Source organism: Alcanivorax profundi (genome assembly GCF_003597125.1).
Lineage (GTDB): Bacteria > Pseudomonadota > Gammaproteobacteria > Pseudomonadales > Alcanivoracaceae > Alcanivorax > Alcanivorax profundi.
In genome coordinates this window covers 66,511-85,639 of sequence record NZ_QYYA01000001.1, presented here as the reverse complement: position 1 = coordinate 85,639, position 19,129 = coordinate 66,511, and the positions used below count along the sequence as shown (strand labels likewise).

At 57.4% G+C, this 19,129-nt stretch carries 22 protein-coding genes and 1 tRNA gene; 3 read left to right on the top strand and 20 right to left on the bottom strand.

Annotation, left to right across the window (positions count from 1 at the left end; genetic code table 11):
• Positions 1–6: 6 nt before the first annotated feature.
• From D4A39_RS00375 to D4A39_RS00355, 5 genes are read right to left on the bottom strand one after another with little or no spacing between them, the layout of a single operon-like run.
• Complete coding sequence (locus D4A39_RS00375; protein WP_031225814.1) at positions 7–753, bottom strand: DUF1365 domain-containing protein; 747 nt, start codon at positions 751–753, stop codon at positions 7–9.
• Positions 750–2,006 (bottom strand): NAD(P)/FAD-dependent oxidoreductase, encoded by a 1,257-nt coding sequence (locus D4A39_RS00370; protein WP_119917299.1) that lies wholly within the window; start codon positions 2,004–2,006, stop codon positions 750–752. The genes D4A39_RS00375 and D4A39_RS00370 overlap by 4 nt, the downstream gene beginning before the upstream one ends.
• The gene (locus tag D4A39_RS00365) at positions 2,003–3,448 is read right to left on the bottom strand and encodes a cryptochrome/photolyase family protein (RefSeq protein ID WP_022983922.1); all 1,446 of its coding nucleotides are present in this window, start codon (positions 3,446–3,448) and stop codon (positions 2,003–2,005) included. The genes D4A39_RS00370 and D4A39_RS00365 overlap by 4 nt, the downstream gene beginning before the upstream one ends.
• The gene (locus D4A39_RS00360; protein WP_022983923.1) at positions 3,445–4,356 is read right to left on the bottom strand and encodes a MerR family transcriptional regulator; all 912 of its coding nucleotides are present in this window, start codon (positions 4,354–4,356) and stop codon (positions 3,445–3,447) included. Before D4A39_RS00360 ends, D4A39_RS00365 begins: the two co-directional genes overlap by 4 nt.
• Positions 4,353–5,306: a YbgA family protein gene (locus tag D4A39_RS00355; protein ID WP_022983924.1), complete on the bottom strand. Its 954-nt coding sequence runs from the start codon at positions 5,304–5,306 to the stop codon at positions 4,353–4,355. The genes D4A39_RS00360 and D4A39_RS00355 overlap by 4 nt, the downstream gene beginning before the upstream one ends.
• Positions 5,307–5,468: 162 nt before the next feature.
• On the opposite strand from D4A39_RS00355, the gene D4A39_RS00350 reads away from it, so the two are divergent.
• The gene (locus D4A39_RS00350) at positions 5,469–5,861 is read left to right on the top strand and encodes a DUF2493 domain-containing protein (protein WP_052017457.1); all 393 of its coding nucleotides are present in this window, start codon (positions 5,469–5,471) and stop codon (positions 5,859–5,861) included.
• Positions 5,862–5,958: 97 nt separating this feature from the next.
• On the opposite strand, the gene D4A39_RS00345 is transcribed toward D4A39_RS00350, so the two are convergent.
• From D4A39_RS00345 to aspS, 15 genes are all read right to left on the bottom strand, one after another.
• Positions 5,959–6,034, bottom strand: a tRNA-Lys gene (locus D4A39_RS00345).
• Between the two features lie 72 nt (positions 6,035–6,106).
• Positions 6,107–6,775: a 7-cyano-7-deazaguanine synthase QueC gene (queC, locus tag D4A39_RS00340; RefSeq protein WP_022983926.1), complete on the bottom strand. Its 669-nt coding sequence runs from the start codon at positions 6,773–6,775 to the stop codon at positions 6,107–6,109.
• 21 nt (positions 6,776–6,796) lie between these two features.
• Complete coding sequence (gene queE, locus D4A39_RS00335) at positions 6,797–7,438, bottom strand: 7-carboxy-7-deazaguanine synthase QueE (protein ID WP_022983927.1); 642 nt, start codon at positions 7,436–7,438, stop codon at positions 6,797–6,799.
• Between the two features lie 107 nt (positions 7,439–7,545).
• The gene (ybgF, locus tag D4A39_RS00330; protein WP_119917298.1) at positions 7,546–8,319 is read right to left on the bottom strand and encodes a tol-pal system protein YbgF; all 774 of its coding nucleotides are present in this window, start codon (positions 8,317–8,319) and stop codon (positions 7,546–7,548) included.
• A gap of 3 nt (positions 8,320–8,322) precedes the next feature.
• Entirely contained in the window at positions 8,323–8,892 is a 570-nt protein-coding gene (pal, locus tag D4A39_RS00325; protein ID WP_022983929.1) for a peptidoglycan-associated lipoprotein Pal, read from the bottom strand.
• 86 nt (positions 8,893–8,978) lie between these two features.
• Positions 8,979–10,271, bottom strand: a complete 1,293-nt coding sequence (gene tolB, locus D4A39_RS00320; RefSeq protein ID WP_031225820.1) for a Tol-Pal system beta propeller repeat protein TolB — start codon at positions 10,269–10,271, stop codon at positions 8,979–8,981.
• Between the two features lie 5 nt (positions 10,272–10,276).
• Entirely contained in the window at positions 10,277–11,065 is a 789-nt protein-coding gene (tolA, locus tag D4A39_RS00315; RefSeq protein ID WP_119917297.1) for a cell envelope integrity protein TolA, read from the bottom strand.
• Complete coding sequence (gene tolR, locus D4A39_RS00310; protein WP_022983932.1) at positions 11,058–11,501, bottom strand: protein TolR; 444 nt, start codon at positions 11,499–11,501, stop codon at positions 11,058–11,060. The genes tolA and tolR overlap by 8 nt, the downstream gene beginning before the upstream one ends.
• A gap of 3 nt (positions 11,502–11,504) precedes the next feature.
• Positions 11,505–12,191 carry a protein TolQ gene (tolQ, locus tag D4A39_RS00305; protein ID WP_022983933.1) on the bottom strand — a complete coding sequence of 229 codons (687 nt, stop codon included), beginning with the start codon at positions 12,189–12,191 and terminating at the stop codon, positions 11,505–11,507.
• On the bottom strand, positions 12,184–12,627 hold the full coding sequence (ybgC, locus tag D4A39_RS00300; RefSeq protein ID WP_022983934.1) for a tol-pal system-associated acyl-CoA thioesterase: 444 nt from the start codon (positions 12,625–12,627) through the stop codon (positions 12,184–12,186). Before ybgC ends, tolQ begins: the two co-directional genes overlap by 8 nt.
• On the bottom strand, positions 12,620–13,648 hold the full coding sequence (ruvB, locus tag D4A39_RS00295) for a Holliday junction branch migration DNA helicase RuvB (RefSeq protein ID WP_022983935.1): 1,029 nt from the start codon (positions 13,646–13,648) through the stop codon (positions 12,620–12,622). The genes ybgC and ruvB overlap by 8 nt, the downstream gene beginning before the upstream one ends.
• Before the next feature lie 145 nt (positions 13,649–13,793).
• Positions 13,794–14,393 carry a Holliday junction branch migration protein RuvA gene (ruvA, locus tag D4A39_RS00290; protein WP_022983936.1) on the bottom strand — a complete coding sequence of 200 codons (600 nt, stop codon included), beginning with the start codon at positions 14,391–14,393 and terminating at the stop codon, positions 13,794–13,796.
• 43 nt (positions 14,394–14,436) lie between these two features.
• Positions 14,437–14,955 (bottom strand): crossover junction endodeoxyribonuclease RuvC, encoded by a 519-nt coding sequence (gene ruvC / locus D4A39_RS00285; protein ID WP_022983937.1) that lies wholly within the window; start codon positions 14,953–14,955, stop codon positions 14,437–14,439.
• Positions 14,956–15,174: 219 nt separating this feature from the next.
• The gene (locus D4A39_RS00280; RefSeq protein ID WP_022983938.1) at positions 15,175–15,915 is read right to left on the bottom strand and encodes a YebC/PmpR family DNA-binding transcriptional regulator; all 741 of its coding nucleotides are present in this window, start codon (positions 15,913–15,915) and stop codon (positions 15,175–15,177) included.
• 79 nt (positions 15,916–15,994) lie between these two features.
• Positions 15,995–17,758, bottom strand: a complete 1,764-nt coding sequence (gene aspS, locus D4A39_RS00275; protein ID WP_022983939.1) for an aspartate--tRNA ligase — start codon at positions 17,756–17,758, stop codon at positions 15,995–15,997.
• A gap of 401 nt (positions 17,759–18,159) precedes the next feature.
• Here aspS and D4A39_RS00270 point away from each other — a divergent pair, with 401 nt between their 5' ends.
• On the top strand, positions 18,160–18,534 hold the full coding sequence (locus D4A39_RS00270) for an HU family DNA-binding protein (protein WP_022983940.1): 375 nt from the start codon (positions 18,160–18,162) through the stop codon (positions 18,532–18,534).
• Between the two features lie 185 nt (positions 18,535–18,719).
• Complete coding sequence (locus D4A39_RS00265) at positions 18,720–19,019, top strand: PA4642 family protein (protein ID WP_022983941.1); 300 nt, start codon at positions 18,720–18,722, stop codon at positions 19,017–19,019.
• The last annotated feature ends 110 nt before the right edge of the window (positions 19,020–19,129 follow it).

Here is a 19,129-nt window from a genome sequence, read left to right as displayed (position 1 = left end):
TCAGTATCAGTTTTTGTCAGGGTGAGAATAAAACACAGCCCCTTTGCGCCAAAGACGCAAGGCCTGCCAGTAGATGCCCCGCACGGTTGCGATCCCACGAGGTCCAAAGCGCCAGATAACACGGTTCATTTCACCGGGCGCGGCATTGGCCAGCGCCAGGTCGAGACCGGCAGTAAAGACTGTCTGACCAGCATCTTTATCCTCCAAGATTATTCTCAGTGAAGGTAAGGTCACGTGAAGACGCCAGTGATACTGAAGCTCCATGGGTAAAAAAGGTGACACATGAAAATCTTTTGAGTGATCGGCCTGAAGGCTACCGTCCTCGCAATGCTTTAACCTTGCCGCATAGAAATGCCGTTCATTCCACGGGGTGTTCTGGACCTCGGCCAGGAGACTATCTGGTTGCTCTTCCCCCTCGGCGAAATGCAGATACAGGACAAGAGGGTTGAACAGGGAACCAAAGGTTCGCCACTGCCCAAGCATAATGATCCGCCCGCTACCCCAATCGAGCCCCTGTTCCTTAACTTTTTCTTTTACCTTGTCGGCAAGAGGGCGATCACTGGGATCCACAAAATCTGAGTCCCGATAAACGACAGGGCGCCAGCGCCGTCCCCATAGCCAATGACGCGAAAGTAGCGAAGGAATGTCCGCAATATCACACCACACCAACCACATCGGATACGCGAACGCGTGAACAAACGGCTGGTGACGGCGATGCCAGACCTTACCACTGGCAATGGCATGGCGAATCACAGTGGACCACCACAGCCTGTTATACCCTTCACTACATTGAGAGCCGATACCACACCGTCCTCATGAAAACCGTTTCTGCACCAGGCTCCCGCATACCAGGTGCGGTTATGGCCATTGCCTTTCAGAAGAACATCTCTGGCTTTTTCAGTATCTGGCGTGAATAGAGGATGGGCAAAATGCCGGGTTGCCAGTATCCGGTCAGGGTCAATGCGGTCAGTGGCATTCAGGGTGACACAGAAGGTTTCCGGCGCATCGATTCCCTGGAGAATGTTCATGTTGTAGGTGACCTGGACCCGCTGCTGTGGGGTATCATCAAGCAAGGCATTCCAGCTCGACCAGACTCGCTGACGTTTGGGCAGCAACCGGATATCGGTGTGCAGGACCACTTCATTACCCTGATACTCCAGCACCGGCAGAGCGGCTTGCTCACGGTCATCAGGATCAGCCAGGAGCGGTAAAATCTGATCACTGTGACAAGCAAAAACAATCTGGTCGAATACTTTGATCTCGCCGCCCGTATGTACCCTCACCTCCTGATCGTTACGCTCTACGCGAGTCACCGGGCTCGAGACATGAAGGCGTGCCTGGATGTTTTTCGCCAGGCGAGCTACGTACTCGCTTGAACCACCTGGCACTACATACCATTGCGGTCGATCCTTCAGTGCCAACAACCCATGATGATCAAAAAAACGAATAAAGAAGCGAGCAGGAAACGCTTCCATCTGCGATAACGAGCAGGACCAGATAGCCCCGCCCATGGCCAATACATAATCTCGTCGGAAACGTTCACTATAGCCGTGACGGTCAAGATATTCTCCCAGGGGCATATCAGCCCCAGGATCATTTAACAAGCCAGGAGCTTCCCGGTTGAAACGCAGGATCTCGGCGACAAAACGCCAGTGGGCGGGACTCAGCCAATTTCGTTTACGGGCAAACACTCCTCCCAGCCCATCCCCGCAGTACTCCAGTCCATTGTGCTGATCGCTGACAGCAAAGCCCATCGAGGTGGGTTGACCTTGTAGTGCCAGCGCCTGCAACAGTCTTTCAAAATTCGGGTAGGTGCGGTCGTTGAAAACGATGAACCCCATATCAATGGAATACTGCCCATGAGGCCTTGAGACCGGGACAGTACAGGTATGACCACCCAATTCCTCTCCTGCCTCGAACAATTCCACGTCATGGTTCTTCGACAGATACCAGGCAGCAGTAAGTCCGCTGATCCCCCCTCCGACAACTGCAATGCGTTGCTTCACTGTTGCGCACTCCCTTGCTCGTCATACATTTTTTTTGCGTTCTTGAACGCCTCGGTAACCGCTTCACGGACGCCCTGATGGGGCACAATGGGCGCAGGGTACTCCCCTGCCAGAAGAGGTTGTTTCCAGGGTTCGTGGATAGTCTTGTTGTCGAGATGCTTCAGCTCAGGCACCCAACGGGCGATAAATTCCCCTTGCGGGTCAAACCGCTGACTCTGCCGGATCGGGTTGAACACACGAAAGTACGGCACGGCATCGGTGCCTGAGGAAGCACTCCACTGCCAACCGCCGTTGTTGGCCGCAATATCCCCATCGATCAGATGTGTCATAAAAAATGCTTCCCCACGACGCCAGTCAAGCCACAGATGTTTGCTCAAAAACATGGCCGTCACCATACGCAAACGGTTATGCATCCATCCCGTCGCCACCAATTGACGCATGGCGGCATCAACCAGGGGATAACCGGTTCTGCCTTCACACCAGGCGTCAAAAAGATCATCGTCATCACGCCATTGCAGCCATTCGGTTTCGCGTCGGAACGCGCCGCCATAACTAAGCCTGGGAAACTGGGCAATGATCTGGCGATAGAAGTCTCGCCAGGCCAGTTCACCTATCCAGCATGCTGCACCTTCACGCGCACCGGCATCTGCCATCGCTTCACGAGCAGCCTGATAACAACTCGCCACGGACAAGGTGCCGGCGGAAAGCGCTGCCGATAACCCGCTTGTTGCCGACAACGCGGGAAAGTCACGCTGTTTTTGGTAGCGGGCCAGTTGGTGGGAGACGAAACGATCAAGCTGTTCACGGGCTGACTGCTCACCGGGCCGCCATTGTTCTGTGAGCGATGGTGACACCTGCAGTCTACCAAGGGCGCGCTCTACCGCCGCCCGCCCGGGGAAATCCGTTGGGTGACTGACGCCTTCTACGTCCACCAATGCAGGCGCCTCGAAATGGGTATCCAGCCATGCATCCCAGCGGCGTTTGTAGGCGCCAAAAACCGTATAGGGCGTACCCTTTCCCGTCCTCAGAGCTCTTGGCGGGACCAGCACACCATCATCGACTCCACTGATGGTCACTCCCAACTCAGCCATGGCACTGGCAACAGCTTCGTCACGGCGTCGTTCATTCAGAGGATATTCGCGGCTACAAAAGATCTGCCGCACCTCCTTGTCACGTACTTGCCGGGTCAATAGCGAAGGAACAGCCTCAAATGTAGCTGCATCAACCACGTCCAGCGGGACACCCAACGCTGCCAGTTGTTCGCCAAGTTCAAGAAGACTATGCAGGACATACCAGCGACGTAGCGGCGCCACCTGATGACTTTCCCATTGTTTTTCGCAGAGAAAATAAACTGCGCTGACTGGCCCATCGGCGCACAGCGCCTGCTGTAAGGGGCGGTGCGCGTGAACGCGAAGATCGTTACGAAACCAGACAAGATTCATGCAAAACGCTCCGTCTGGCGATGATTCATCCCGTCGCCCAACGTCGGCAACTGGCTTGCAAGCTGGCCACGTAAACCGTTCAAGATCATCGTCTCTGGCATCAACCTGCTAGCGAGCGGGCCCCAGGCGGCAGCGGGAAAAGGGAGCGGTTCCGATGGTAACCATTTATCGCGTTGTGCCGCGGTAGGCATGGCATCCACGACCCACAACACCCCACAACCCTCTCGGGCCATAACTTGTTGAGTCAATGCCTCCACTGCAACCGGTTGAGACAGACACCACAGGGGTGACGACATCACCATAGCCAACTCCAGTGCGTCGAGGGGATTCCCCAAGGGCACCACCATCCAGCCCGGCTCACGCCTACCCGGCATCAGCGACAAGGCGCGTGCGGACCACTTCTGTGTCAGCACACTATCAAACAAAGCCCGTTGAACCGCCATAGGTGCCGATGCAGCCAGCTGTTGCCGCACAGGGTCTGTCAGATGTGAGATAACCGCATCGTGTCCATAATCACGAAGCAAGCGGTTCAGGCATTGTTCAACACGGCGCCCATTCAAGCCCTGCAGGGCTGCGAGCACCTCACGGTGAGCGGCTTGCCAGACATTGCTTCTGCTGCCGTCAACCTTGCCGGCTGGAATGACCTCAGACCAAAAAGCATGATCCTGACTGTCGATGAGATCCCTGACCTGACGTATCGGCACGCCCTTGTTTAGCCACTGCACAATGGTCTGGATCTTCTCCACCTGAGCCGCGTTGTAACGGCGATGTCCTTTTGCGGTGCGTTCGGGCTCTATCAGCCCATATCGACGCTCCCAGGCTCGCAAGGTGACCGCATTGACACCACATAGCTCACTGACTCCCTGAATGGTCAGGGGCGGCTTGGGCATGGACTCAGCTGCAGTCATACCCGATTCCTCAATCCCAGCGCATCCGGGTAAGGGGTCAGATATCGCTGGGCATTAACGTAGGGGAGGTGCACTTTACGCAACGCACCACGCAATAGCGTCATAGGCACCACCAGAGGCACCTCTTCACGCAAATAGGCCTGAATCTGATCGTTGATATGGGTGCGATCTTCCTGGCTTAGATCCTCGCGCAGAAAACCGGTCAGGTGCTGAAGTGTGTTGACATGAGCACCACGGGAAACCTGTTTTTTCATCGCCAGCATCACCCCATCGATATACTCCTCGGCAATGGCCTCCAGAGATCCACTTTTCAGATCTGCCAGCAAAGGGCCGAGGCGGCGGTAAGTTTTCTGACAATGTGCAAGTAACTGGAATTTGTGGCGGCTGTGAAACTCGATCAGTCCCTTGGGAGTAAGGCCGGCTTCCACCATCTGACACCAGTCATCATAGAGAAAAACCCGCTCGATAAAGTTCTCACGCAAGGCATCATCATTCAAACGTCCCGCTTCTTCCAGCGGCATCAGGGGGTATTCCCGCTTCAGCGCAGCAGCAAACAACCCCTCACCGTCGCGATGCAAGACATTACCCTCAGGTGTGTAGTGCCGAATCCGTTCCATTCCGCAACTGGGCGACTTGGCCGTGAGAATAAACCCTCTCAGTGATGACAGTTCGGGCACCGAACGTTGAATGAAGTCGTTCATTAACGGCGTTACGTCACGCTTGCCGTCGGTGGTTTCCATGCGTACCACACCGCCCTCTTCGGTCAAATGCATGGCTTTACGCGGAGCGCTCATGCCCGCCCCCATCTCTGGACAGAGCGAGCGGAAAGTAAAATAGCGGGAAAGCACATCAGTGCAGTACCGCGAGCGTTTGTGCCCCTTGTCATGGCGGACTTCCATGCCCAGTAGGCAAGCGCTGATACCCACGGGAATCTTGGCATTGTGTGTCATAGCTAAACCTGTACATTTGGCCTATTTTGTACAAGTTTAGCCCGGACCCCAGTCAAGGGTTCGTGAAGAAACGTCATCACCCGGCCAAAGAGCGGTAACACGGGTGCAATCACTGCCATGCAGGCTTATACTTTATTCATTACTGACCATATGGACAGCATTATGCGTATTCTGGTTTGTGGTGGACGGGATTTTCGTGACGCTGCCTTGGTGCAACGCAGCCTGCAGCGACTGCAGCGCCACAATCTTCTCAGCCTGCTGATTCACGGTGACGCCAGCGGCGCGGACCAACTCGCCAGCCAATGGGCTTACCAAGTGGGCATTGACCAGGTGAGCTATCCGGCAAACTGGACCGCTCATGGCCGCGCTGCCGGCCCCATGCGGAACCGCCGCATGCTGCAACATGGACGCCCCCAGGCCATTCTGGCCTTTGCTGGGGGCCGAGGCACTTCCGATATGATCCGTATTGCTGAGCAGGCGGCGTTGCCGGTGTGGCAGCCCTGCGAGGAAGAGGACATTCCCTGGCTGGAGCCAAATGCGATGATGGCACGCTGACAGGCACGGGGAACGAGCGACGGGCATGCGGGCTTAGGCGCAGCGGGCACTAACCCGGAACAAAAAAAGGCTGCCTGAAAGGCAGCCTTTTTGAAGATGGTGGGTCGTGCTGGATTCGAACCAGCGACCAATTGGTTAAAAGCCAACTGCTCTACCAACTGAGCTAACGACCCGCTCCCGAAGGAGGCGCAAATAATACGGATTTATTTCTGGCTGACAAGGGGGTAAGCGAATTTTTTTCCGCTTTACTGATAGTTTGTTGGATCTTTAACCAGTGCCTCGTCGAAACCCTGCTTGCGCAAGCGGCAGCTGTCGCATTTGCCACAGGCATTGCCGTTTTCGTCAGCCTGGTAACAGGATACCGTGAGCCCGTAATCCAGCCCCAAGGCCGTGCCCGCCTGAATGATTTGCGCCTTGCTCAAGTGCATCAGCGGCGTTTCGATAGTCACCGGGCGCCCCTCTACTCCCGCCTTGGTCGCCAGACCCGCCATAGCCTGAAAAGCCTCGATAAAAGCTGGCCGACAATCCGGGTAGCCGGAGTAATCGACGGCATTCACGCCGATATAAATGGCCTCGGCATCCACCACCTCCGCCAACCCCAGCGCCAGTGACAGGAATACCGTATTGCGGGCCGGCACATAGGTGACGGGAATGCCGTCCCCCCCCTCTTCAGGCACCTCAATGGAGTGGTCAGTCAACGCAGAACCACCGATATTGCCCATCCCCAGCTCAATGACCCGGTGACTGACAGCCCCGAGGGCCGCCGAGACACGTTTAGCGGCATCCAGCTCGGAGCGGGTCCGCTGACCGTAATCAAAGGCAATGGTATAGCACTGGTAGCCCCGATCCCTCGCCATGGCCAGGCAAGTGGCAGAATCCAGACCGCCGGATAACAACACCACGGCTTTTTTCATTACGGTCTCCTCATCCCGGGCTCAACGGCCGCGGGCGTCATTCCAAAGCAATTTATGAAGCTGTAGCTGAAAGCGTACCGGCAACCGGTCGGCAACGATCCAGTCAGCCAGCTCTCCCGGGGCCAGGGTGCCCTGGACGGGAGAAAACAATACGTCGCTGACGCGCTTGTGCAACTGATGCTGGTCCAGCATAAACCTTGCCCAGTCGTAGTCCCGGCGGTCAGCGAGTACAAACTTCACCTGATGATTGGGGCGCAAATGGGGAATATTCTCCAGGCGGTTATTATGCTGCTCGCCCGACCCTGGCGCCTTGAGATCCATGACCACGGACACCCTCTCATCCACCCCGGCAATATCCATGGCGCCACCGGTCTCCAGGCTCACTTCATAACCCTGATCGCACAGGGCGGTGAGCAAAGGCAGACAGTTGGGCTGCGCCAACGGTTCCCCGCCAGTCACCGTGACACAGCCAGCGCCGTGGCGGGCAACCTCTGCAAGGATCGCTTCCAGCGTCCATTTCTCACCGCCGGAGAACGCATATTCGGTATCACACCAGACACAGCGCTGCGGGCAGCCGGTCAGGCGCACGAATACCGTTGGCCGACCGACGGTACGGGCCTCGCCCTGAAGGGAATGAAAGATTTCGGTAAGACGGAGCTCCACAGCCTCTCCTGACCAACGCGACCCGCCACGGGAATGTGGCGGGGCCTGAGCGGAAATGCCGCGGATTCTATCACCTTTACCGGGGAATGTGCCCGGCTAGCGCTTGATCAGCTGCCTAACTGGTCCAACAAGGACTTGGCCTTGCCAGCTTCAGAGGCATCCGGGTACTGCTTGATCAGCTTGTGCAGGTTGATCTTGGCTTCAGACACCTTGCCATCACGGGCCTGCATGGTGGCCAATGCATAAAGACTGGTGGGCGCCTTGCTGTGATCCGGGTAATCGTCGACGACGGCCTGGAACTGTGCCATGGCCTTGTCGTTCTGGGGGGTTTTCTGATTGCTGTAAACCTGCCCTAACCAGAAATGGGCATGAGCACGAAACTGACCATTGGGAAAGTCGTTCAGGTAGCCTTCGAAGGCCTTGGCTGCAGCATCAAAATCGCGGCGCACCAGGTTGTCCTTGGCAGCCTTGTAGGCCGCACGGTCCGCTTCAGGGTCGACATTGCCCTCGGCCTGCTCATCCGGCTGTTCGGTCTTACCCTGCTCAGCCAGTGTGTTGATTCGGGTATCCAGATCCAGATAACGCTCACGTTCAGCGTCTTTCATGATTTGCAGCTCATGGCGCAACTCTTCAATCTGGCCATTCAGCTGCTGGATCTGTTCTTCAAACTGCTGCTGTTGCTGCATCAACACCATCAAACCGTCTTGGCTTATCGTGGTGGATACACCTGCCGTAGAGGAAGGGGAAGCAGCAGGCGCCTGCTGTCTGGGCAGACTTCGATCTTCTACCGCCAGCGGCCCGGTACCCTGTGCATGCGCACAGAGTACCAGGGAGCTGAACAAGGCGCCTGCGAACAGGCGCTTTGAGTTCACTACCTTCATCGCTTACGGAGTACCGGCGGTGTAGTTGATTTCTACGCGACGGTTCTTCGCCCAATCCATTTCGGAGTGGCCAGAAGCAGCCGGCTTCTCTTCACCGTAGGACACGACGTCGATCTGGGAAGAAGAAACACCTTGAACGCGCAGGAACTTCTCTACCGCCTGGGAACGACGCTCGGACAGAGCAACGTTGTACTCACGGGTACCGCGCTCGTCAGCGTGACCTTCCAGACGCACTTTGGCGTTGGAATTGTTCTTCAGGTAGGTAGCGTGAGCACGCAGGGTTTCGAAAGCCGCAGCCGGAACGGTGTTGCTGTCGAACGCGAAGTAGATCACGCGGGTATCCGTGGTGCCATCGTAGTTGGACGGATGGTTGTAGAAGTTGTCAGCGGTCAGCGGAATGCTGCTGGTATCCGGTTTGACAGGCGTGGCCGGCTCTACCGGGGTTACCGGAGAGGTGTCGGTCGGCTCAGGTGCAGTAGTAGCGGAAGAATCATCTTCTGCCGGGGTGCTGGAACACGCTGCCAGAACAGCTGCCAACATCAGGGCAAACAGCGGATTGAGAAATGAACGCATGCGAAAAGCTCCTATTAATTTCCTAGTTTGGACTCCGAGAACAAGAAGAACACCAGATGACTCCTTGAACATCTGGCGAGCTTCTATCAGAGGAACGGCGACCATGCCGGCTCTCTGACTTCCCCTTCCTTCGAGGGCAGCTCAACTTTTACCCTGCCATCGATGGATACGGCTTGCAGAACCCCGGTTCCCCCATCTTGCGTCCCGTAAATTACCATACTTCCATTGGGTGCAACACTGGGAGACTCATCCATGTCTGTGCGGGTAACGATGTTGAACGTTCCCCGCTGGAGGTCCTGCACACCGACATTGAAACTTCCATTTCGTCGGTGCACATAAACAAGATAACGCCCATCCGGGGTCACGTCAGAGCGCGCATTATAGGCACCCTGGAACGAAACACGCCGGACCGACTTATCATTTATGTTCAGTTTGTAGATCTGCGGCCCCCCCGAACGGCTGGAGGTAAAGACCAGACTCTTGCCGTCAGGCAGCCAACGCGGCTCTGTATCAATGCCGTAATGCTGGGTCAGACGTGTCAGCGCCTTGGTATTGAGATCGAGCATGTAAATTTCCGGGTTTCCGTCACGGGACAGGGTCAACGCGAGCTTCTGGCCATCCGGTGACCAGTCAGGCGCACCATTAATGCCCTTGAAGCTGGACACCTTTTCACGCTGCGTGGTGGCAAGCTCGTGAACGTAAATTGAGGGCAACCCCTGATTTTCAAAGGACACGTAGGCCACCTTTCGACCGTCCGGCGACCAGGTAGGACTCATGATCGGCTCCTTGCTGCGCAGAATCGTGGTGACACGATGTCCGTCGGCATCTGCATACTGGAGCTGATAGGGGTTCTTGCCGTCATTCCGGTTATAGGTGACGTAAAGAATCTTGGTTGAGAACGCCCCGGGAATACCTGTTAGCTGTTCATAGATACGATCACTGATGGCATGGGCAACATCACGAAGCTGTGAGGCAGGAGGACGATACGACTCTTCCAGCAGTTTTACCTGGCGGGACACATCAAACAGGGCATATTTGACTTCGTAGCCGCCACTTTCCAGCGCCTTCATGCTACCAGCAACGACGTACTCCATACCCAACACGCGAAAATCCCGATAGATCATCTCGCTCTCATTGCTGGGCCGGCTGAGCATGTCTTCCGCGGGCAGCGGCTTGAACTGACCACTGCGGTGCAGGTCTGCCTGGACAATCTGCGACACATCTTCTGGCGCGCCCTGCGCACCGGCAAAGGGCACCACCGCAATCGGTACGGCATCCACCCGGCCCTCGGTCACACGAATCAACAGCTCAGCAGAGGCCGCACTTGCCCACAGCATAACCAGTATGACCATAAAAGCCTGAGTACTGCGATGCTTCATCAACTTCATTGCGCCACCTTCGGATCAAATTCCATTACCAGCGATCGAAACTGCTTGTTGAACATGGGCCCATCCGGGACCGGCAAGGGGCTGGACAGCTTCACTGCGTTCATCACCGACTCGTCAAAGTCCGGGTAACCGCTGCTCTCCACCACAGACACGTTAATCACCTCACCACCGGGGATCATTTGTATACGCACCCGTGTGGTAATGTCATCACGGTTACGGTAGTTGCCCGGTATTCGCCACCGCTGCCCGACATGGGCAGAGATCGCATCCGTGTAGCTGGCCACCTCAACATCAGACTGATCGGCATTGCTGGCCTGCTCCTTGTTCTCATCAGCGCCGGCTTCGACCTCTTTTTCCATCGCAAGTTCTTCGTCCGCCAACATTTCTTCAATGCTGGGTTCATCTATTTTCGGCGCCTCCGGTTTAGGCGCCGGTTTTTTCTCCGGCACCTTATCCTGTTTCGGGGCTGGCGCCGGTTTTGGAGCCGGTTTGGGTTTCGGCTTGGGCTCAGGCTCAGGCTCAGGCTTGGGCTTGGGCTTGGGCTTGGGCTTGGGCTCCGCTTTGGGTTTCGGCTCTGGCTTGGGGGCCGGTTTTTTTTCCGGCGTAGGCTTCGCCACTGGAGGCGTCTTCTGCTTCGACGTCTCCACCATGGTCGCTTTCACATGGGGGGGGACCACCGGCGCCTTGTGCAGAGTCGGATCCGTGCTCCAGCTAAACACCAGCAGCCCAAACACCACAAGGTGAATGAACAGGGTAAAGGCAAGCGCAACCTTACGATCACTCATTGCGCCCCTGCGGCTCTGTGACCAGGCCAAGCTGTGTGATCCCCGCCTCCTGCAGGGCGCCCATCAACGACACCACCCGGGCATAGGGCACATTGCTGTCACCTTCCACCAGAAACAGCGTAGAGGGCTTGTGCTTGTGAATCCGCAGCACATGGCCCTTTACCGTTTCCAGAGTAGCGGATTTCTGGCTTTCGCCATCGCTCCCCACATCAATGTAGTAGCTGCCGTCTGCAGTGACCGAAATAATCACAGGCTCATTCTTGGTGGTATCCAGCGGCTCACTGTTGCTGTCTGGCAGGTCAACGTTGATGCCCTGGGTCATCATTGGCGCCGTCGCCATGAAAATCACCAGCAACACCAACATAACATCGATGTAGGGCACCACATTCATTTCGGCCACCAACTTGCGCGGCACCCGAACCTTTACGCCACTCATGGCTTAGGCCTCGCGTCCGTGAGCCTGGCGGTGCAGTACCGAGGAGAACTCTTCCGCAAACATCTCGTTCTCGGTAAGCAAGGCATCGCTCTGGGCGGAAAAGCGGTTATAGGCCATGACAGCAGGAATCGCGGCAAACAGACCAATGGCGGTCGCAATCAAGGCTTCCGCAATGCCCGGCGCCACCACACTCAGCGTCGCCTGTTTCACATTGGCCAGGGCCATAAAGGAATTCATGATGCCCCACACGGTCCCGAACAGACCGACATAGGGGCTGGTTGACCCCACTGTCGCGAGGAAGGGCAAATGCTTGGTAAGACGGGTATGCTCGCGCTGCAAGGCCACCCGCATGGCGCGCTGGCTGCCATCCATGACCGCACCCGCCCCTTTGGTGGATTTGGACAGACGCACAAACTCCTGGAACCCGGCGCGGAAAATGGCCTCGGTACCGGAGTCAGGATTGGGATCTTTGCGGCTCTGGGTATACAGGGATGCGAGATCGTCACTGGACCAGAACTTTTCTTCAAACGCACGGCCCGCCTTATGAGCACGCCCCAGCACCCGGTACCGTCCGACAATCATGTACCAGGAAGTCAGCGACGCCAGAATCAGGAGCGCCATCACCAGCTGCACCACGATCGTGGCGTTACTGATCAGACTGACCACGGACATACTGGATGCCTCAACCATTGATCCCTTCTCCTTCGTTGGCCGCGTTGAACTTGTTATACAGCGCCGCCGGAATACCGGTCGGCTTCATTGAATCCGCCGCCACACAGGCCACCTTGATATCGGCCTGGCAGAGCAATTCGTTATTCCGGCTCACCTGCTGTTCAAACAACAGGGTCGCCTTGCCCAGCTTTTTCAGTCGGGCGCTGACCTCCAGGGCATCGTCGATTCGAGCCGGCTTGCGGTACTGCACGTTGGCCGAATGCACCACAAACTGGAAATTCTCGTCGGCGAGGGCATAGTGTTGATAGCCCAGCGTGCGCAAATATTCCGTCCGCGCCCGCTCCATGAACTTCAGATAATTCACGTAATAGACGATACCGCCGGCGTCAGTGTCCTCGATGTAGACGCGCACCGGCAGGGTAAATTCCCCGTTTTCCTGTATTTTTTCAATCATTAAACAAATCCCCGTCGCGACGGGGGGCCGCCAGGCCGAAATGCCGCCAGGCATGACTGGTAACAGCGCGGCCCCGGGAGGTTCGCTGGATAAAACCCTGCTGAATCAGATAGGGCTCCACCACTTCTTCCAGGGTTCCGGCATCCTCATTCAGGGCGGCAGCCAGTGATTCCAGGCCGACCGGGCCGCCATCAAATTTGTGCATGATCATGTCGAGCAGGCGACGATCGGTACCATCAAGCCCGCAGCTGTCGACTTCCAGCATATCCAGCGCCCGCTGGGCCATCACCTCGGTAATGCAGCCATCACCTTTCACCTGGGCATAGTCTCGCACCCGGCGCAGCAGACGGTTGGCAATCCGCGGCGTGCCACGGGAACGCCGTGCCACTTCCAGTGCCCCCGCCGCATCAATAGGAATCGCCAGAATCTCGCAGGCTCTTTGCACAATCCCTGCCAGATCCTCCACACCATAGAATTCCAGTCGCTGAACAATCCCGAAGCGATCGCGGAGCGGCGCCGTCAGCAACCCGGCACGGGTGGTCGCCCCAACCAGGGTAAAAGGAGGCAAATCCAGCTTGATGGAGCGGGCAGCCGGGCCTTCACCAATCATGATATCCAGCTGGTAGTCTTCCATCGCCGGATAGAGGATCTCTTCGACGACCGGGGAAAGGCGATGAATTTCGTCGACGAACAGGACGTCGCCTTCCTCCAGATTGGTCAGAATGGCCGCCAGATCACCGGCTTTCTCAAGCACCGGACCGGAGGTGGATTTGAGCTCGCAGCCCATTTCCCGGGCAATAATATGGGCAAGAGTGGTCTTGCCCAGACCGGGCGGACCGAAGATAAGGGTGTGATCCAGCGCTTCCTGGCGGCCGCGAGCCGCATCGATGAAGATTTCCATCCGCTCACGAACCTTGGCCTGGCCATGGTAGTCCGCAAGGCTGGCCGGGCGAATCGCCCGATCCTGCTGGTCTTCCTGACTGCCGACACTGCCGGCAGTAATCAGTCGTTCGTTATCCATGCTCGCGGTGGATCCGCCTCAACCAGATGAGTTGTGTGGGCAAGGCCCTTAAACAGCTAGCGTAACGCAGCAGGCCACCCGGCGGCTATTGGTATCATCACAATTGTGCAAGGAGGGATTGCCGGTCGTTTGGTAAAAAGGAACCTCAACGCGCCAGGCTTTTCAGCGCAAGGCGAATCAGTTGTTCGCTGCTGGCGCCCTCTTCTGCCACCTTGCCCACCGCCGCCGCGGCATCCTTGTTGCGATAGCCCAAGGCTTCCAGCGCAGCAACGGCATCACTGCGGGCATCATCCGGGGCGTTAATGGCGACTCTGCCGGGCAGATTGGCCGGCGCACCGTCAATCTTGTCCAGCCGGTCGCTCATTTCGATGACCAGCCGCTCCGCGGTTTTCTTGCCGATACCGGGCACCTTCACCAACGTGGTGCTGTCCTGATCATGAATACACTGAGCCAACCGGTCCGCTTCGATACCGGAGAGGATCGCCAGCCCCATTTTCGGCCCCACCCCGTTCACCTTGATCAATGCCCGGAACAGCTCCCGTTCATAACGGCTGGAAAAGCCATACAGCAACTGGGCATCTTCCCGCACCACGAAGTGGGTATGCAGCGTCAGCGGTTGCCCCACCTCTGGCAGGTCATAAAACACGGTCATGGGGGCTTCGATTTCATAACCGACCCCGTTCACGTCCAGCAGCAGCTGCGGAGGGCGCTTTTCCAGCAGGGTGCCACGCAATTGTCCAATCATGCTGAATCCTTAATGACCGTGTTGTTGATGTTGGTGCAGTGAATTACCGGATACGGCGGTTGCGCACCGCCGTGGCGCCCGCCATTCTCGCCAGCGAGACACGCATGTGGGCATGACACAGTGCAATCGCCAATGCATCGGCGGCATCTTCCTGGGGGCGTTTATCCAACCCCAGCAAATGACGCACCATCTCCCCGACCTGAATCTTTTCCGCACTCCCCTTGCCCACCACTGCCTGCTTGACCTGGCGGGCCGAATATTCAAATACCGGAATTGACGCCTGCATCACTGCCGCAATGGCCGCACCCCGCGCCTGGCCCAGCTTGAGCGCCGAATCCGCATTGCGGGCCATGAAGACCTTCTCGATACTCACTTCCGCAGGGCCATATTCTTTTACCACCTGGTCAATGCCGGCAAAGATTTCTCCCAGCCTGGGAGGCATTTCCTTATGGGAAGTCGAGATAGTGCCAAACGCCACCGCCCGGGACCGATTACCCACATGCTCCACCAGCCCATAGCCGGTGTGGCGCGAACCGGGGTCGATACCGAGAATCAATGCCATAACTGTCTGACCACAAATAGAAAATCTGCGTCAGTTGTACCGAAAGACTGTCCAAATGTCCAGTTAGCCAGAGAGGCGCTTCACGCAGCACGCCAGCCCACGTCGCTTCCAGGCAAGCTTCTACAACAAAGCCATAGGGAGCCCACCCTACTCCCCCCAAAAAACAAAACCCCGGATAAATCCGGGGTTTTGCTTTTCCTGGAAGCTCATCGCTCGCAGCTATTCTTCTTGTGCCGGCCAACTGGCGTTGGTGTAGACGTTCTGGACATCGTCCAGGTCTTCCAGCATGTCGATCATCTTCTGGACCGTTTCCGCGGTGTCCGTATCCATTTCGGTTTCGGTGGACGCATGCATGGTCACTTCAGCGTCGGCAAACTCCAGCTCTGCCGCACGCAAGGCATCCACCACTTCACCGAACTGTTTGTCCGGCGAGGTAATGACCAGGAAACCGCCGCCGTCGATCTCTTCCACGTCCTCGGCTCCGGCTTCGAGCGCCACCTCCATGAGTCTTTCTTCGTCGACACTGTCCGGCTCGAAGTAGATCTCACCGCGCTTGGTGAACAGGAAAGCCACAGAACCACTGGTGCCCAGATTGCCGGCGAACTTGGTGAAGGCATGACGGACTTCCGCCACGGTGCGGTTCACGTTATCGGTCATGGTTTCTACCAACACCGCAACACCACCCTTGCCGTAGCCTTCATAGGTGATTTCGTCCATGTTGCCGCCGTCGTCACCACCGGCGCCACGCTTGATGGCACGGTCGATGGTGTCACGGGTCATGTTGGCACCCAGCGCCTTGTCCATGGCGGCCCGCAGCCGCGGGTTGTCCGCCGGCTCACCGCCACCCATCTTGGCGGCGACGGTCAGCTCACGAATCAGCTTGGTAAAAATCTTGCCGCGCTTGGCGTCCTGAGCCGCTTTGCGGTGTTTGATATTGGCCCATTTACTGTGTCCTGCCATATTTCCTCCGCTTGCGCGCCGTCACCCAACACGCAGCACGGGCGTGTCAGCGTGCCGCGTAGAACGTGTCAGCGTAACTTCAGTCTTCTTCTTTACGTACCTGTACGCCCACTTCCCGCAGTTGCTTGTTGTCCACCGGGGACGGGGCATTGGTCATCATGCAGGCTGCGGTCTGGGTTTTCGGGAAAGCAATAACATCACGGATGGAATCGCAACCGGTCATCAACATGACCATGCGATCCAGACCGAACGCCAGACCGCCATGGGGCGGCGCACCATACTTCAGGCCATCCAGCAGGAAGCCGAATTTTTCATCCGCTTCTTCATCAGAGATGCCCAATGCTTCAAACACCGCACGCTGCATGGCCGGGTTGTGGATACGGATGGACCCCCCCCCCAGCTCGGTGCCGTTGAGGACCATGTCGTAGGCACGGGACAAGGCGCCTTCCGGATTGCTCTTCAGCTCTTCCGGGCTGCAGCTGGGCATGGTGAACGGATGATGCAGGGCATGGAACTGGCCGTCTTCCTCTTCAAACATGGGGAAGTCCACCACCCACAGCGGGGCCCACTCGCCTTCCACCAGATTCAGGTCGTGACCTACCTTGACCCGCAGGGCGCCCAGCGCCTCATTCACGATCTTCGCCTTGTCTGCCCCGAAGAAGATCAGGTCGCCCGTCTCGGCGCCGGTGCGCTCGAGAATGCCCTGAATGGCCTCATCGGTGAGGAACTTGAGGATCGGGGACTGCAGGCCTTCCGCGCCAGCGGCAAGATCATTGACCTTGATGTAGGCGAGCCCCTTGGCGCCGTAGATGCTGACGTACTTGGTGTAGCCGTCGATATCCTTGCGGGACAGGCTGCAACCGCCCGGGACTTTCATGGCTGCCACACGCCCTTTGGGGTCGTTGGCCGGACCGGAGAACACTTTGAAATCCACACCGGCCAGCAAATCGGCAATGTCGATCAGCTCCAGCGGAATACGCAGGTCTGGCTTGTCGGAGCCAAAGCGGCGCATCGCTTCAGAGAACGGCATGCGCGGGAAGTCCGGCAGCTCGACCTGCAGCAACTCCTTGAACAGGCTGCGCACCATGGTTTCGGTGATCCCCATGATGTCCTCTTCTTCAACAAAAGAGGCTTCCAGGTCGATCTGGGTGAATTCCGGCTGACGGTCAGCACGCAGGTCTTCATCCCGGAAACACTTGGCAATCTGGTAGTAACGATCGAAACCGGCCACCATCAGCAACTGCTTGAACAGCTGGGGCGATTGCGGCAGCGCAAAGAAGCTGCCGGCATGGGTCCGGCTGGGCACCAGATAATCACGGGCCCCTTCCGGGGTCGCACGGGTCAGGATCGGGGTTTCCACATCCATGAAGCCCTGGCCTTCCAGGAAAGCGCGGACCGCGTGAGTCAGGCGCGAGCGGAACTGGAAGTTACGCAGCTGCTCGGGGCGACGCAGGTCCATGTAGCGATACTTGAGCCGCACTTCCTCACCGGCACCACCGTGCTCATCCAGCTCGAACGGCGGGGTGGCCGCTTCGTTAAGGATCGTCAGGGCCTTGCCCAGCACCTCGATATCCCCGGTGGCCATCTTGCTGTTACGCACGGCTTCATCACGCATACGCACCCGGCCAGTCACTTTCACCACGTATTCGCTGCGTACCTTGTCGGCCAGTGCGAAGGCGTCCACGGTGTCCGGGTCGAACACCACCTGCACCAGGCCATCACGGTCACGCAGGTCGAGGAAGATCACCCCGCCATGGTCACGACGGCGGTGTACCCAACCGCACAGCTCAACAGTTTCTCCGTCGTGGGACGCTCTTAAATCACCGCAATAATGGCTACGCATGCTCTCTGTCCGTTCGTATTTCTGAGTGTACGACCCGCAGCCAGACAACCTGTCTGCAGCCCCGGCACCGGGTCATAGAAAAAAGGCGCCACAGTATAGCGATTCCACCCGCTGCGAGCCATGCCGCCGGCGCAATGCACACCAAACCGCCTCTCAAGCCGTAAAATTTTGCTGAAACCCGCGAAAAATAGTGGTTTCAGCGCTTGTGAACTGGATTTTCCTGACTTATAAAAGATGCGAACCACATCAGTGACCCTCTGAGTTGGCAAAGTCGTGTGCTGCTCACCGCACCGCTTCCAGCACGCAGTCCAGGGGCGAACCTGATCAGGGAAGCATCACCGGTGCCCAACCAGAAGGCATCATCACAACTCAGGAAGACACCAAAAAGGGGTAAGCTATCCATGGCTGCAAAGAAGAAAACCGCTGCCAAAGCCGCCAGCACCACTGCTGCGCGCAAAGTAAAGACTGTCACCGAACCGATGAACAAAACCCAGATCGTTAACCAGATCGCCGACACCACCGGCCTGACCAAGAAAGACGTCAATGCCGTGTTTGATGAGCTGGGCGTGATCATCGAAGGACACATCAAAAAGCGTGGCGCCGGCCAGTTCACCCTGCCGGGCCTGATGAAAATCGTGACCCAGAAGAAGCCCGCTACCAAGGCTCGCAAGGGCATCAACCCCTTCACTGGCGAAGAGACCACCTTCGCGGCCAAGCCGGCCCGTACCATGGTCAAGATCCGTCCGCTGAAGAAACTGAAAGACATGGCCTCCTGATGGCCCGCCGCCGGGCTCTGCCCGGCGGCATCTTCCCTTCGCTCCCCTCGCTCTGCGGCTGCACTGGCCCAAGGCAATCTCCACCCTCTATAATGCGCCCCCAACCGGACAGGGTGCCGACGTTGCGCTCATGCGCCTCCGCCCTTCATCAGCCTTTCCCGTGAGCGGATTCCAAGGAGCCTGCAATGGCAGAACGTAAAGACAAGAAGAAGATCATCGGCGAGCCGATGACCGATGAACAGATCAAGGTATTTCTCGATTTTCCTGCTGAAGAGGGGGTAAACCCTGATTTTCACGTACTGGAAAAGGCCTACCGGGCCCTGCGGGTTGAAGATTTCGAGCGTTTCATTGCTTTCTTCCAGGCACAAGGCCGTGATATCAACAGCCGGGATCCGGAAAACCGCACCCTCTTGACTGTCATTTCCCAACACCCCCGCTGTGAAGACTATGCCGACGTTCTCCGCAAGGCGGGCGGCACAGCCTGATTTAGCATCCGCCACCCGGCCCCCCGGGTGGCCCCCCCCCCAGATACAAAACCCAACTGGAATACATACCGGGTAGAACTTGTTCACCGCCCCGCCCCATGGCATTGTTA